The 15306-nt window shown below is 33.7% G+C and carries 10 protein-coding genes; 4 read left to right on the top strand and 6 right to left on the bottom strand.

Features of this window, described 5'->3' with window-relative positions; genetic code table 11:
* The 3 genes from ACJAZK_RS13130 to ACJAZK_RS13120 all read left to right on the top strand — a co-directional run.
* A partial coding sequence (locus ACJAZK_RS13130) for a hypothetical protein (protein WP_415224405.1) occupies positions 1-2621 on the top strand: 2621 nt, incomplete at its 5' end.
* Positions 2621-3838: a hypothetical protein gene (locus ACJAZK_RS13125; protein WP_415224404.1), complete on the top strand. Its 1218-nt coding sequence runs from the start codon at positions 2621-2623 to the stop codon at positions 3836-3838. The genes ACJAZK_RS13130 and ACJAZK_RS13125, both read left to right, overlap by 1 nt.
* Complete coding sequence (locus tag ACJAZK_RS13120; RefSeq protein WP_415224403.1) at positions 3832-5346, top strand: glycoside hydrolase family 2 TIM barrel-domain containing protein; 1515 nt, start codon at positions 3832-3834, stop codon at positions 5344-5346. The genes ACJAZK_RS13125 and ACJAZK_RS13120 overlap by 7 nt, the downstream gene beginning before the upstream one ends.
* A gap of 14 nt (positions 5347-5360) precedes the next feature.
* Here the strand turns inward: ACJAZK_RS13120 and ACJAZK_RS13115 are convergent, their stop codons facing one another.
* The 3 genes from ACJAZK_RS13115 to ACJAZK_RS13105 all read right to left on the bottom strand — a co-directional run bounded on the left by ACJAZK_RS13115 (position 5361) and on the right by ACJAZK_RS13105 (position 8221).
* Complete coding sequence (locus tag ACJAZK_RS13115; RefSeq protein ID WP_415224402.1) at positions 5361-6554, bottom strand: glycosyltransferase; 1194 nt, start codon at positions 6552-6554, stop codon at positions 5361-5363.
* A 109-nt stretch (positions 6555-6663) separates the two neighbouring features.
* The gene (locus ACJAZK_RS13110) at positions 6664-7917 is read right to left on the bottom strand and encodes an oligosaccharide flippase family protein (RefSeq protein WP_415224401.1); all 1254 of its coding nucleotides are present in this window, start codon (positions 7915-7917) and stop codon (positions 6664-6666) included.
* 25 nt (positions 7918-7942) lie between these two features.
* Positions 7943-8221, bottom strand: coding sequence for an STAS domain-containing protein (locus tag ACJAZK_RS13105; RefSeq protein ID WP_415224400.1), 279 nt, complete (start codon positions 8219-8221; stop codon positions 7943-7945).
* Positions 8222-8394: 173 nt separating this feature from the next.
* On the opposite strand from ACJAZK_RS13105, the gene ACJAZK_RS13100 reads away from it, so the two are divergent.
* On the top strand, positions 8395-10470 hold the full coding sequence (locus ACJAZK_RS13100) for a tetratricopeptide repeat protein (protein ID WP_415224399.1): 2076 nt from the start codon (positions 8395-8397) through the stop codon (positions 10468-10470).
* A 54-nt stretch (positions 10471-10524) separates the two neighbouring features.
* Here ACJAZK_RS13100 and ACJAZK_RS13095 read toward each other — a convergent pair whose 3' ends face one another.
* The 3 genes from ACJAZK_RS13095 to ACJAZK_RS13085 all read right to left on the bottom strand — a co-directional run.
* Positions 10525-11319: a DUF3050 domain-containing protein gene (locus tag ACJAZK_RS13095; protein WP_415224398.1), complete on the bottom strand. Its 795-nt coding sequence runs from the start codon at positions 11317-11319 to the stop codon at positions 10525-10527.
* 209 nt (positions 11320-11528) lie between these two features.
* Positions 11529-14762: an ice-binding family protein gene (locus ACJAZK_RS13090; protein WP_415224397.1), complete on the bottom strand. Its 3234-nt coding sequence runs from the start codon at positions 14760-14762 to the stop codon at positions 11529-11531.
* A 311-nt stretch (positions 14763-15073) separates the two neighbouring features.
* The coding region (locus tag ACJAZK_RS13085) for a LytR/AlgR family response regulator transcription factor (RefSeq protein ID WP_415224396.1) at positions 15074-15306 on the bottom strand (233 nt) is incomplete at its 5' end.

The raw sequence follows: 15306 nt of genomic DNA, 5'->3' as shown, positions 1-15306 counted from the left end.
ATCTTTGGTTAAAAACAGGCAAATACTGGTATTTAACGACATCATTATCACTCATAGCTGTTACAGTAACCTCCCATCACGTCACGCCAATTTTTGGGATGGTTTTTTTCATCTTTCCTTTAATAGGCATGGTCATTATGGATGTCGCTTACAAACAATCAGGCTCAATTAAAGCTATAACCTTTAAACTGTTTTTAAGTAGTTTCCTCTTACTTTTCAAACGCATCCTTAGCTTTGGGCTGTTATCACTCATCATTATTATAGGCTGTATACTTCCATATTGGATTAATTCTAAAAACAATCCAATTACCCAAGTCCCAATTCCACACGGATCACGTGATAATTTTTTAGAGATTACCTCTTCTGGATTGGTATTCTTTTTAATTCCTTGGGGTATTTTACTCATTTTATTACCTTACATATTTTACAGATACTACAGCAAGCGTTATTTGTTTTTTGGTATATCCATAACCATTTTAACTATTTTAGGAACTGGTGGAACGACACCTATTCCTCGTATGATTTTGGGTGAGAGTGCCTATAACATTTTGACATTAGATCGTTTTACACTTTGGGCGTCCATTATGTCATTGCCTCTATTTGGCGAGTTTGCTTATCGTTTTATCCAAGGCGATTTAAAAAAAGTAATCCAATCTAAATTTGGTGCAGTTTATCACAGAATTATTGGAGGTATGCTTGCTGGGCTCTTTATCTTCATGACTATTTTCACTATGAGTCTTGGATATTTTAGACCGTCTCAACCGCAACAAATTAATATATTGCCCATCGTGAATTTCTTAAATCAAGATGATCATAACAAATGGCGATTTTTAACGCTTGGTTTTGGAGATCAAATGGCTTGGCTAAATGCACAAACCAACGCGATGACTGTTGATGGTAATTACCACTCTGCAAGACGACTTCCCGAATTAACAACACGACCAATAGAGCGCTTAGAAAACTCAAAGTTTAAAGGTGTGGCCGGGATTGGATCTTTACAACAGTTTTTAACAACACCCGAAAAATATAATCTCAAGTATATCTTCTCTAATGATAAATTCTATGATCCAATTCTCTATTTCTGTGGATGGCAACGTGTGCTTCAATTAGATAATGCCATCATGGTTTGGGAACGCTTAAACGTACCACCAGTGTCCTCTATTTTGCCAAAAGACGATGTTTCAAAATGGCAAAAACTACTGTGGGGAATCGCACCACTTTTAACGATTTTAATAGCATTTATTTTAAACATTAAAACACTTTGGATCAATACTATAAAAACAAAGAAAGTACCTGTGTATTTAAATTTTAAAAACCACTACTCTAAATTCTCAAACAACATACTTAAAGTAATACATCTTTGGTCTATCCTATTGGCGATAGCGCTTTGTTACGGCATTTATCTATTTTACTTAAAAAATGATTCACAACGCAGTCCAGAAAATGTAATTATAGCGTATTATGATGCCTTAGATTTTAAAAAATTTGAGACCGCTTACAACTTAATTAATCCGGAAAGTGACAAAACTATTGCACAGTATATGCTGGAAGTCTCGGTAACTGACGGACTCCTAAGTAGCTATGCAAAATTAGATGCTATTGAAACCGAAATTACGACTCTAAACGATAGTTCTGCTTCGGCGAAAGTGACAACACATTGGATTACACCTCTTGAAAAAATTGATCTTACCGATTATAAAATACTAACCAGACAAAACAGAAAATGGTATGTAGAGCCTGAAGACATAGATACAGATTTACCACCAGACCAACTCTTCTCTAATAACACGACTGGTTATTTTAATCAAGGACGCAGGCGCATTACAACTGAGCAAACACATCATGAAGATGTTTTAAAACAACCTGTTCTAGAAGTGCTATCAGCAAAACTTGTAAAATACAATAACCATTACGTCATTATTGGTGAGGTTCAAAATATAGATAATGTTCCAGCAGATATTGTTTTAAAAGGCACACTTTATAATGCAAAGGACCAGGAACTCGCTACATACAACGCTAAATACCATATTAAACACAAACTGATGCCTAAGGAAACGACTGCTTTTAAAATCAATTTTGAAGGTATCGCATGGTCTAAAACCAAAGATTCTATTCCAAAAACATTTAATCCAGATGAATTTACATCTATTGAATTAGAAGACCAGCCCATTAAATTTAATTTACAAGCTGCAGGTAATGTGTCTGGCTCAGATTTGTACAAAAACATAGTCTTGAGTGACATCACGATTACTAAAGATAAGATGAATGGAAGTTTATTTAATAGTGGACTTCAAGAAATAACAGTACCTCAGCTTTTAGTGAGTTACTATGATGAGAATAAAATGATGATTTGGGTGGACCATATATTTATAAAGAAAGGCATTAGACAGCAGCGTAAGCAAGATTTTGAATATACTTTTATTAGCAATAGTACGTTTAAGATCATTAATAATAGTATGAAAAATATTTATGTGAATGGACTTCCAAACGAGCCTATATCAAATAAAATAGTTCCAAATAGAATTGAAAACCATCTCAATCTAGAATTGCAACACATCAATCATCCAAATTTTAGTTATATAAAAATTGAAACTAACGCTTATATCGGAAACCCTAATTAATGCGATTTAAACATTTTTACATAGGACTTTTAGGCTTGATATTATTATCATCTTCTACTGTCTTACCAAATAATGAAACGACAATAAATCTCCAACTGCTAACAATACAGACAGAGTTTGAAGCTGGAAGTACAATTATTTTAAAGTTTTCTGCTTCGGAAACTATAAATCCAATACTATATTGTTCAAATAGTTATGGATCTACTTTAGTCTCTCCCTCAAGAATAGGCTCTATACTTTCATATAGCATTCCAAAAAACATAAGTAAAAAAACAGGGCAAGTGTATTGGAAACTCATTAACGATGTCATGTCTTTATCTGGACAACTTAACATTATTTCAAAACAAGAGGTTGCAGTAATAGAAACCTATATTGGACCGCCCAGTATTGAAGCAGGAGGAACAGATTACACGATGCTAGTCGTTATCCCTACAGACAGTTTGGATAATCCATTACCAGACAAGACCTTGGTACATGCAAAATATCAATTTTTATCGAATGAGTCTTTAGATCCAATTAAAACCACTAATATAATTGCTTATAAAAACATCTATTCGTACAAAAAAAGCGGTCGAATACTTGTATCTTCAGAAAGCTTAAATACCAACTCCAAAGAGTTTACAGTTATTGTGTTTCCAGCAATTCCTACCGATTTTAAAATTTCAGCAAAACGACCTCATAGTTATGCAGATGGTAACCAAGTAACCACTTTTGAAACCTCAATAATAAAAGACAAACAAGATAATGTGGTGAGTGATGGGACTTATGTTTCATTTTATATTACTAACGATCTGGGCAATAGTCTCAAAACATCTGGCACCACCATTAATGGTGTCGCCACTGCATTAATGATTCATCCAGATTATAAAACTCAATGGTCAATTAAAGCCTACGTGGACGGAATGGCAGAAAGTGATATAATAGCCTTAAACTACAATCAAGTTATTAAAGACTTTGGTACTAACTTCTCAAAAAATAATAGAGCAATCATAGTTGGACCTTTGCAGAGCTTTATGAAACAGACGATTCCTGATGGTTTGCAGGTTAAATTACTCGTCTATAAAGAGAATAAACTCATAGAAACACTAACTAAAACATCAATTGATGGCTTTGTGAATTTCAATTTAAATCCCAATAATTTAAAAAATGACACTTACACGATCGTTATCAAAACTGCTGGTTTAGAAAAAACAGTTAAATTAATACAGCTATGGTAGGTCTCAACAAAAGCATAGTTCGTGTCATGTTAATGACATCATACATTGTGGTTATTGCCTTAATTATTTCAGGTATAAGTGCTCTTTTTGCTTATCTCAATACAGGTGCAGATCGCAGTGCTATGCTTCATACCGAAATTAAAAAAATAGAACAGTATTCCCCTAAAGTCGTCTGGGCACCAATAGAAAATGAAGGCAGACTAATTGATGAAGAAAATCTTAAAGCTCTTGAGAATGATTATTTAGATGCTTGGTATGTCAAACATATTGCCTACAAAACCAATACGACCATTGGTATTAAGGATTATTATACAGACAGTGCACGTTTAAATCTTTTCGAGATTATTGAATTGAATACCGATAAACATATAACGATAGAATCAACAACACTTGAGCATCACCCTACTATAGAGTTTTTTAGTGAAGATGGACAGTTAGCAGTCATAACAGATAGAGATGTCGTTGAGTACAAGCGTGTGTTTCAGAATAAAAAATTACAATTAGAAACTACGGAAATATCCACTTATAAAATTGTATTGCTACTTGAGGATGGCTTTTGGCGTATTAGACATTTAGTAAAAGAAACAACTAAAAATTACGAGGTTGAACATAAAGAAATTCCAACAAATGATCTTAATATTAGAGGTATTAATTACTATCCACAAGCAACACCTTGGAATATGTTTGGAGAGGCCTTTTCTAAAGACACCATAGCAAAGGATTTCAAAATCATAAAAGATGCTGGCTTAAATTCAGTTCGGATTTTTATCCAATATGACGACTTTGGAAAAGCAGATGTTGACAACACCAAACTAGAAAAGCTCAAACAAACTTTAGACGCTGCCGAAACTGCCAATCTTGATGTTGTCGTAACGCTCTTTGATTTTTATGGTAATTACGATGTTCTTGATTGGACACTAACTATGCGTCATGCAGAAACTATTGTAAGCGCTTTAAAAGACCACAAAGCTATCGTTGGTTGGGATATTAAAAACGAACCCAACCTAGATTTTAAATCTAGAGGGAAAAATAATGTAATTGCTTGGCTGGACAACATGATCAATCTTGTGAAATCCATAGATGATCATCACCCAGTAACTATTGGTTGGTCCAACACACAAAGCGCTGCTATACTAGAGCATAAAGTTGATTTTATTTCATTTCATTATTATGAAGACTTAGACGACTTAGACACTTCTATAAAAAACTTAAAAGTAGAAATCCCAGGCAAAGCTATAGTTATGGGAGAATTTGGACTATCATCCTATGATGGGTTTTGGAAACCTTATGGCAGTAGTGAAGAAGATCAAGCCAATTACCACAAAAAAGCCCACCAGATTATTACTGCAAATAATTTACAATACATGTCTTGGACACTTTATGACTTCGTTGACATACCTAAGGAAGTCGTAGGTAGACTTCCTTGGCGTAAAAACGCTCAAAAGCAATTTGGATTTATTGATACTAATGGGACAAAAAAAGCTGCATTTATATATATTTCTGAGTAGAAACCTATTCTACTTTACTTTCTACTTTTTTTATTAGCAATTAGAGTTAAAAATGTATTTAAATACATATCTGTAATTTTTGACATTGGATAAGCTGTAGCTGCTTTATAATTTGCTTTTCCTAATGCTGTCCTATATGTTTCATTAGTCACAATAGTTTCAATTGCTTTTGCTAGGCTCTCCACTGAGGTTGGCTCAAAAAACTCTCCTTGATACCCCTCATCTTTAACTAATAACGCTAAATCACCTAAGTCTGGCATGACTACTGCTTTAGCATAACTTCCTGCTAGATGCAAAACACCTGAGCTCCCGGTTGTTGAGGTATATGGAAACACGACTACGGCGCTTTCCTTAAATAAGGTTGACACTTCATGCTCTTCTATATAGCCTGTAAAACGTAATTGAGGTACATGTTTATACTTTTCTTGAACTGTTGCTAAATAACCAAGGACATTTGGATTATCTGTTCCTGCGATAATTACTTCTAAATCTAAACCTGAAGATGCTCTTAACATCTCAACAGCTTCAATCATCCCCTCTACTTTTTTGTAGGTTCCAAACTTTCCAAAAGCCATGACTTTTAAGGGGCCCTCCGGAATAGAATAACTGAGTTGCTCCTCTGTGATTTCAAAAGTTCCGTGAGGAATCAGCTTCACATTGTTAGCCTTATATTTATTTTCCAAAACGGTCACATACTTTTGCATTGTTACTGCAACTGTATCAGACTGCAATATTAATTTAGTTAAGGTTGTTCCTATAAAACCATATACTTTTTGCATTAATTTACTCGACGTAAAACCTGAAGATCTTAAATCCACTTCTTCTAAAATATTGTGCAATAGCACTACGTTCGGAATCTTTTTAAGTTTACAAACCAATGGTAACATTAACCCTAAGGCTGCGGCAATTTTCTTGTCGCCAAACTTCATAAACTGTAGGTTGAACAAAACAGCATCTGGTTGTATTGCGTTAATAGCTTTTGTAACATTAATAATATTTACATAGCTATTAAATGCCCAACAATCTTTCACTGTGATCTTACAACCCTCTTCTGTGAACATAATATCTTTTGCTCCTTCCGTTTTATCCGTAAGTAAAATAATCTCTTTAATAGATTCTTTTTGTCTAAAGTGTTTTACTAAGTGATATGCATATTCGTTTAATGTGACTTTACTTGGTGGATATGCTGTTACGATTGCTAGTTTCATGTTACTAATATCTTAATTACACTACAAATTTGCACTATAATTCTGGGTACAATAGATGTCTATAGACCGAATACTTTTTGCTATAGACGAGCAGAAGAAAGCCTTCGATTTAGCTTTTGGCTGCTTTCGATTTAAAATCGTAAATAAAGTAAGACATTTGAAAGATGAGTAATAAAAACATCGCTGCGATTTGCATGTGAACGACTTGTTCTAAGCTCTCATGAAAAAAGATGACTAATCCCATTTGAAGCATCCCAAAGAGTCCAGAAAAAATCACTGGCACATAGTAATCTAAAGACAAATAGTAATATGCGAAGATATTTGATATAGCAAAAAGACCTGTAGCTAAAGCATATTTCCAAAGTAAAGGTGCCATTGCTACATAGCTTTCGCCGAATAACAAAGTAATACCTGTTTCAGGAAATAAGACACAAGCACAAACAATTATAGATGCTATTACTGTGATATATCCAACATACTTAAATAAAATTGGTGCCGTGGCTTTACCTTCTTTTTTTAGCTGAACTACGGTTGGCAATAACAACATCACAAACATCCAGGCGATAAAGTACACAATACGACCAATGAGTGCTAAAGAGGCATATAACCCTGCATCGTAAGGTTCAAAATAGTGTTTCACCATAAGAACATCACTATTGTTAATAATGATTTGTGTGAGTTCATAAAAGGCTGTGATAACAAAAAAGTTATGAATTTGCTTTGATTCTATTGCAGTAATCCGCACTGTTGCTTTGATTTTAAAATTTATAAACTTGAATGGAATTAAACCAAAACCCAGGGAGACTAAGATTCCAATAGCGATCACTACAGAAGATTGGATATCAAATAAAAATAACAACCCAAGCGTAATTAGTAATCGACTTAACATTTCAGCTTGATACGTAATAGATAAGGATTTGAATGCTTTTTGACCTTGATACACACCGCGGTTTACACTCATTAAAAAGTATAAAGGCACTCCAAAACCAAAAATAACAAACATACTTGATGACGAGGTATGAAATAATTGTTGCAATTGACCTGAAAATGCAATGACTAAAGCGCCTAAACCAATACCAACAATTATGGCATTTTTATAAATTTTAGAAATAAAATTATTCAAGATGTCGTTCTCAAAAATAACTGAGAATTTTGCAGTCACCAACTGAAATGTCATTGCTACAAAGGATAAGACTAATAAAAATGTAATCAACATAGCTGCATCTGCAAATTGCTCTGGACCTAAAAGACGTCCTAAGATGAGATTATACAAATAGTTCCCACCATTGACGGTTAGCACGCTAAGCATAAATAATTGTTCCGGAGATAGTTTTCTTCTTCTAATTGCTGAAATGACTTGCATGCATTTTGATTTTGGATTGTTCTAACTATTTTGCGCATACTGATCTGTAATCGTCATAGATGTCTTTGCAACCATAGCCAACAACAGAAAATATATTATTGGAGCGTAAAGCGATAGCGATTAAAGTTTTTAAAGCAGCTACTCCACTAGCATCGATAATATGTACTCTATCAATATCTACAGTCACATTTTTTACTTTATTTATAATGTGCTCAAAGTGAATAATAAACGACCTCGTCGTTGCTGTAGTTAAATTTCCTTGTAATTGAAATATTCCGTTTTGTTTTAAAATCTGTAAAGCCATAATTGTTGTTTTTAAATGATAATTTGTTATTTTTAAATGATAATTTGTTTACATCTGACACTAATATCTGAACAAATTCTTTGTAAACCCATTTGATTTCGACGGATGATCAGTTGCTGCAGATGAATGAAGTGGTCTTCATCCGTAACTTGCAGTTATACATTCAAACAGATATGAAGACTTTAAAACCACTTATAATTCTTTTCTTTTTATTACTCGTTTTAGCAAGTAATGCCCAAGACATGCAAGACGGTTTCACGTATTTAGAAACTGGACAATATGCGCAGGCAGAAACATTCTTTGATACAATATTAAAACAGTACCCTAAAAACAAAACTGCACGCCTATGTTACGGGAGAGCTGTTGGACTTAATGGAGATGCAAAAAAAGCGAATACTATTTTCACGAAACTGTTAAACGATTACCCAATCGATTTTGAAGTAAAATTAAATTATGGTGAATCCTTATTGTGGAATTCACAATTTAATGATGCCAAAACCTACTATAAAGATTTGATAACTGAAAATCCAAAAAGTTTTCCTGCCTTATTAGGTTACGCAAATACCTTATCTAATCTTAAAGAATATGAAGACGCTATTATCTATGTAGACAAAGCTTTAAAAGTATTACCGAGAAACCCAAATGCATTAATTTCTAAAAAATACATCTATTTAGGATACGCCTATCAAAATCAACAAGCACAAAAGTATGGTGAAGCAGAAACCTTATTAACTAAAAATATAGAATTGTTTGGTGAGGATAAAGAAACCTTAATGAATCTTGGCAATCTATATCTAATTACTAACGATCTTGATTTTGCAAACGGTATCTATAATAGAATAGCAGAAAATCCCGCATACCAATTAGAAGCATTAAACGGTTTGGCTCTAGTTTCTCATTTAAAAGGTAAAAATAAAAAAGCATTACAATTAAGTAATGACGCCTATGTGCTTATAAATTCTAACACCTCGAAAATCGTCTCACAACAAACTACAGAACGATACGTACAAGCTTTAATCTGGAGCAAAAAATACAAACCAGCAGCACGTTTAATTGACACCTTAATTACTCAATATCCAGATGAGAATTGGGTCTTAGCTTTGAGAGCAACTTTGAATATTTATAAGAGTAACTTTAAAGACAGTTTAGAGGATTACAATAGAATCTTATTTAACGACAGCACATCTTTTGATGGAAACTTAGGGAAAGCAAATGCTTTAAAAGCTTTAGGATATTATGACGATGCTTATAACTCGGCAGAAAATACATTAAAATTTCACGATAATCAAAAGGATGCATTAAAGTTCATTACTATCCTAAACACGAAATTTACACCAGCCTTGGACTCCAGAGCATCAAACACATTCGATAATGGAGACAACCAAGCCTTCTCATTTAATTCAAATGTAACCTACCCATTAACTACAAAACTTAAACTATTAGGAAGCTACAATTATAGAAATACAAATAATACCATTACCAATAACAAAGCGAACTCTAATGATCTCTCATTGGGCTTATCTTACCAGTTATTAAACAATGTGATCTTTAATGGCACGACAGGTTTGACAGCAGCCAATACGGAAAGCACTGACTACACCCAACTCTTAACAGATGTCTCATTTAATATCAAACCATTTAAATTACAGACCTTAGATATTGGTTACAAACGTCAAATTGAAAGCTTTAATGCCGATTTATTAGACCGAGAACTAGTTCAAAATAATTATTTCGCGAATTATAACCTCAGCACTAATTTTAATTTAGGTTGGTTTACACAATATATGTACACCTCTCAAAATGATGGAAATAGTAGAAACTTACTATTTACCTCGTTATATTATAACCTATTAGCTAAACCGTCTTTAAAAGTAGGATTGAATTATCAATACATCACTTTTGCAGATCAAGTACCTACCATTTATTTTAGCCCAGAAACATTTCAAGCAGGTGAAATCTTCTTGAATTTAATTAAAGATGAAAATACGGCGAAACCAAAAGCTTGGTTTTACGAATTAACTGCAGCAACAGGATTACAGTATATAGAGGACGGCAAAAGCCAAAGCACCTATCGTATTCAAGGAAAGTTTGGATTTAAATTCTCTGAGCGTTGTATGGCAAACATATTCGGAATTCAAAGTAATATTGCCTCAGCTACTGCTGCTGGTTTTACCTTTACGGAAATTGGATTACGTTTTAAATGGAGGCTATTTGATGGCTCTGTGTTTAGGGAAAAAGTTATTAAATGATCAGGAACTGGATTGGAAATCGGAAAGTTTCCGCAGTACAAATAGTGTCTGCAATTAATTATATACGTCGCTGATTACGGACTTTTCTTTTTGAATTAAATCGTTAATCACATCCCAAAGTTCAACTCTTTTCTCAAGAGATTGCTTGGCAATAGTTAATGTTTCGCTCCATTTTTCGTCATCATTTCCACATAACTCTGAAATCATTTGAAGAGAGAGCGGCCCATGTTCGTCTCCATCAAGTTCTATATGACGTTCTAAATAGTATGCAAGCTTGTTGTATAACTTGTTTTCAGAATCGGAATTTTTAAGAATTTCGATAAACATATCTGGAATAATATCTTCTCGTCCAAATGTAAACGCAGAGGCAACAAGATGTGGCTTATTTGTTTCAATGATAGAAAATGAAAACTTTACAAAATCTGCTACTTTTTTATCTATATGAGTTTTATTTAATGAATATTCAACTGATTTTCCTGATTTAATGAGTTTTATAAAATCACTAATACCATCAGTATTTGCATGTATTTGTAACATAGCGTCCAAATACATCTCAAAGTGACTCTTAGGCTCTGCTAATTCATTGACATCACTTTCTTCTCCATGAACAATTTCATTTATAAACCTTGATAACGCAGGATTCTCTGGTGGCGTCCAAGGTGTTTGAACAGTTGTAAGATTAATTTGAAGATTCTTTAAAAGAGACATGAAATCCCATACTGCAAATACGTGATGTTCCATAAAAATCCTGATGTCATCTATAGTCTTCAAATTGTCGTACAGTTTATGATTCTGTAATTTAGTTCTCAAATGAGAAATCTCCTTTTCTATAAATTGTATTCTCTCCATTTAACTTTTTTTTACTCAAATATAACTGCAAGCATCTATAACAACTATCTAATTGTATACCGTAAATATTCACAATTCAAAGTTAAGCATTTAATTAAATGACTCCAACACACAAAAGACAAAAGCTTTCGCTTTTGTCTTTAAATTAAAACCTCCTTGCTGCTAACCTCAGACAAGAACATTTTAAACAACCACTTAAATTAAAGGAATTATTTGGCTATTAATTTTAGGGGATTATACCGTATTTGTTGACTTATGATTTTACAAAAATAAAGACCTGTACTTAAGTTGTTTCGCTTTAATAAAATCTCATTTTCACCCGGTATTGCTCTGTGTGATATTTCATATACTACTTTCCCTAGTTGGTTATAGACTATAAATTGTACAGTTTCTGTTTGGTTTGCTGTAAATTGTATTGTCGTCGCGGAGGTCATTGGATTTGGCACTGCAGACAACTTATAGGTGTCTTGTGTTAGATCTTCTACAGATAATGTGTCTTGAGATAAACGTAAGTTTTCTAAAGTTAATTCTTTTGTCGTTGTTGTACCATCTTCGCTTACCATTGTAAACACGACAGTAACCACATCGTTTAGTTCCAAGCCCGCACCGTTTCCTGATTGAAAACTTGAGATTGGTAACACATAATTTTGTGATGAACTACTTAAAGCAATAGTGCTTTTATATTGATCTTCCCAGTTAGAGATACTAGCTTTAACAAATGTAATTTCTACATTCCCTGTTCCTTTTGCACTAAATTTTAAGCTATTATAATCACTTAAGTCTACGGCTTTAAATCTTGGTGTCAATGCCCTATAAGCTGCCACATAACTACTTGTTATTGCTTTTAAGACAACATTACGTTCTATTGGGAAATCATTAGTATCAAACGTGAAATCGTTTGTTAGAACTGCATAGGTATCTATTGTTGTGTTTGCGGAAGAATCATCAACTCCCCAAGGTCCATCAGACATAAATAAATCGTCTGGTGTTGCAACACCATCGCCAATTCTAAAACCGATATCAAATAAATTTCCAGTTTCTAATTGTAAATTTGTAATGTATTGTCCATTCAAGCTTACAGTAGAATTCATGTTTTCAAACTCACTTGTTTCTGTGGTTCTAAAACCAGCGTCAAAGTTTATCATTTCCGTAGCATTCACATTTACAATTTGTAAATCTAATGCACCATTTACATAACTTCCTTTTCTCACAAATACTACTGGAGGGGTTGAATTGTTATATGTTGTAATTGATTTTTGTGCTTCTAATAAATTTAAAACTTCTTGACCAATTGAGAATAAATCATCCATTGAGTTAGACCAAATCTGAAAGTTATAAAAGGTAACCTCTTGTTCGTATTGATCCAAATTCCAGTGACTTTCTATAGCGAAGTTTTCGTCATTGTTTACCACCTTAGCCGATAAACTCAACACAAACTCATACGTACCATCCACATTTTTAATGATACACTTGATGAATGATTGTCCGTTGATATCCATTGTATTTACTGAGATTAACTCAGCTCCTAACAAACGGTCACAAATATACTTAGTGTGTTCATATACACCATTTTCAGTTTTTATAACTAGTATTGAAGCTACAGGTGTACTGTTTTTCAAATAATCTACTCCATATATCTCAGTAGCATTTGTAATACTCACTAAATCTGAAGGTGATGCATCAATAACCTCATCTTCATTGATAATATCTAAAGGAATAAAATCTTCTAAAGCAAAACCTGAAGTCGCATTTCGTTGTGCATAATTACCATCTTTAATGATGCGTTTTGCAGTATGTCTATCAAACGAATACCCTGTTTTTGCACGATTAAAATTACGTTTGTTAATCTGCTCAGATAATCTATTATTACTTTCTAAACCACTATCACTACTTCCTGTTGTTGGAGGGGCAATCACAGCACACTCACCGTAACCTGAACATGAAGGATCTTCACAATCTATAAGTCCATCGCCATCATCATCAATTCCATTATCGCAAATTTCTTGCGCTACAAGAGCAGATGGACAACGTGCACCATCATTATTAGAACTTGATGGACCAAAAGCAAATAAGTTAGAATCCATTCCACCATTTTCAACTAAGTCTTGCACACTTTGAATCACATAAATGGTTCCTGTTTCATTTGAAGACACATAGAAACGACCAGATAAATCAAAGTAGACAGCACCATACGTATAGGTCGACCCTGTCAAAATTGGAACTTCACCTAACGCTAGCACATTTCCGTTGGAGGAATCAATACGATATAAAATATTTGTATTATTTTCTACTGTATATAGATATCCATCGACAGCATTAAACGCCCAATCATCAATACTTATGTTTTGGGATAAGACATTTGTAGCCTGATGTTGTGTATAGTTCACAGATGCTGGATCCAAGTCAACTTTATAATATGTTGTCCCATCCCCTTTAAGGTAATAGATCCCGTCTGAACTCACATCACCGACATCTCTAAGAGTTATTGGTAATTCATCTATATAATATGTTCTTGTTCTAAAGTTTTTATCAATACGAACTATGGTTTTTTCTGGAATAGATAATGATCCCCAAATATATCCATCAGAAGGATTATATGCTGCTGCATTTATATTTCCTGGCGTCACGTCTGCTGCTGCTTGATATGAACTCCCTGAAGCTAAATCAATAGCGTAGATGTCGTTATCTTGAAATAAGTAAGCATTTAAATCACAATTAAAGGGAATATCATAAAATATATTACCTAAAGGCACTGTTCCAATTGTCGAATCAATTGCAATAGCTCCAATAGTAGAATATAATCTTCCATCTAAAGCACCACCTGCTCCTAAGGAGACTGCTCCAGGATAGGCTATTGCCGTACCAATCATAGTGGTGTTTGCTCCCAAAGCAACTGCCCCGACAGCAATCCAAAAAACATTATCAGATAACGCACCATTAGCCAAAACAACTGTAGCACCTGCGACTGAATTAAGTGCTCCTGTAATTTGAAAAATAAATTGTGCATTAGGATCTCCCTGAGCATCTAATATAAGAGTGCCAGTGATGGACACTGCTGCTGCTGCAGAATAAACTCCGGGATAAATAGTCTCCCCATTTACATTTCCATAAATCGTACTATGATCTGTTATAGTTGCGGGTATATTTTGAAGTTGAACGCAAGCCGCCGCTAAATCTAAAGTGGCTTGTGCAGTAATGCTATTGGCATTTTCTATAGTTCCTGTAAAAACTGAAGGAGATCCAAAACCAGCAATTGCTCCTGCATGGGACCCAACATCACCTGTAATTGTAGAAATTCCAGTATTGGCTACTGCGCCGGCTCCTGTAAACAATATAAAATTATCTACAGAGCCAAAATCAACATCTATTGGTGGTGTTTCTCCTTGAGCTATCGCGCTAAAACTATGTGAGACAACAAAAATTATTAATAATATTTTTTTCATGACATCATATATTTATGTTACAAAAGTAGACTAACATTGAGATTTGTTTTTGAATTTTCGATTGACATAAAGGCCATAGCGATAGAAAACAACTTACTATCGTCGAATGGCTTTTTCACTATACTTATAAACCATATTAAAATCAAAAAAGGCAAAAGATATCTCTTTTGCCTCGCCTTGTGCTGTTAATTACGAACTGTTATGTTATGATATTTTCGTCAAATATATTGTGAATTATTTGACTAAAAATAGACATTCATTAGACAATCTACTGAGATCATTGAATGGTAATTACCTGTCAGTTAATGATTTTAAAGCAGGTTAAGACGCTTCATTAATTCTGGTCTATTTGAGCGACTTACAGGAATAACATCTTTTTTGATAAGCACACTATTATCCTCAATATCAATGATTTTGTCAACATTAATAATAAATGAGCGATGTATTTTTAAAAACAAATCTTTAGGCAACTTATCTTCAATTTTCTTAAGTGTAGAGTGTACTGTATAATTTTGATTTTCGGTTTTTACTTGAATATAGTCAC

It is taken from the genome of Psychroserpens sp., from assembly GCF_047633235.1.
Classification (GTDB): Bacteria; Bacteroidota; Bacteroidia; order Flavobacteriales; family Flavobacteriaceae; genus Psychroserpens.
Note: the sequence above shows the minus strand (reverse complement) of the source record. Positions and strands in the feature narration are given on the sequence as shown.

What these genes read in the sequence shown, in the direction of transcription:
- ACJAZK_RS13125 (WP_415224404.1), top strand. Translation starts at nt 2,621, where the DNA reads ATGCGATTTAAACATTTTTACATAGGACTTTTAGGCTTGATATTATTA.
- ACJAZK_RS13120 (WP_415224403.1), top strand. Translation starts at nt 3,832, where the DNA reads ATGGTAGGTCTCAACAAAAGCATAGTTCGTGTCATGTTAATGACATCA.
- ACJAZK_RS13115 (WP_415224402.1), bottom strand. Translation starts at nt 6,554, where the DNA reads ATGAAACTAGCAATCGTAACAGCATATCCACCAAGTAAAGTCACATTA.
- ACJAZK_RS13110 (WP_415224401.1), bottom strand. Translation starts at nt 7,917, where the DNA reads ATGCAAGTCATTTCAGCAATTAGAAGAAGAAAACTATCTCCGGAACAA.
- ACJAZK_RS13105 (WP_415224400.1), bottom strand. Translation starts at nt 8,221, where the DNA reads ATGGCTTTACAGATTTTAAAACAAAACGGAATATTTCAATTACAAGGA.
- ACJAZK_RS13100 (WP_415224399.1), top strand. Translation starts at nt 8,395, where the DNA reads ATGAAGACTTTAAAACCACTTATAATTCTTTTCTTTTTATTACTCGTT.
- ACJAZK_RS13095 (WP_415224398.1), bottom strand. Translation starts at nt 11,319, where the DNA reads ATGGAGAGAATACAATTTATAGAAAAGGAGATTTCTCATTTGAGAACT.
- ACJAZK_RS13090 (WP_415224397.1), bottom strand. Translation starts at nt 14,762, where the DNA reads ATGAAAAAAATATTATTAATAATTTTTGTTGTCTCACATAGTTTTAGC.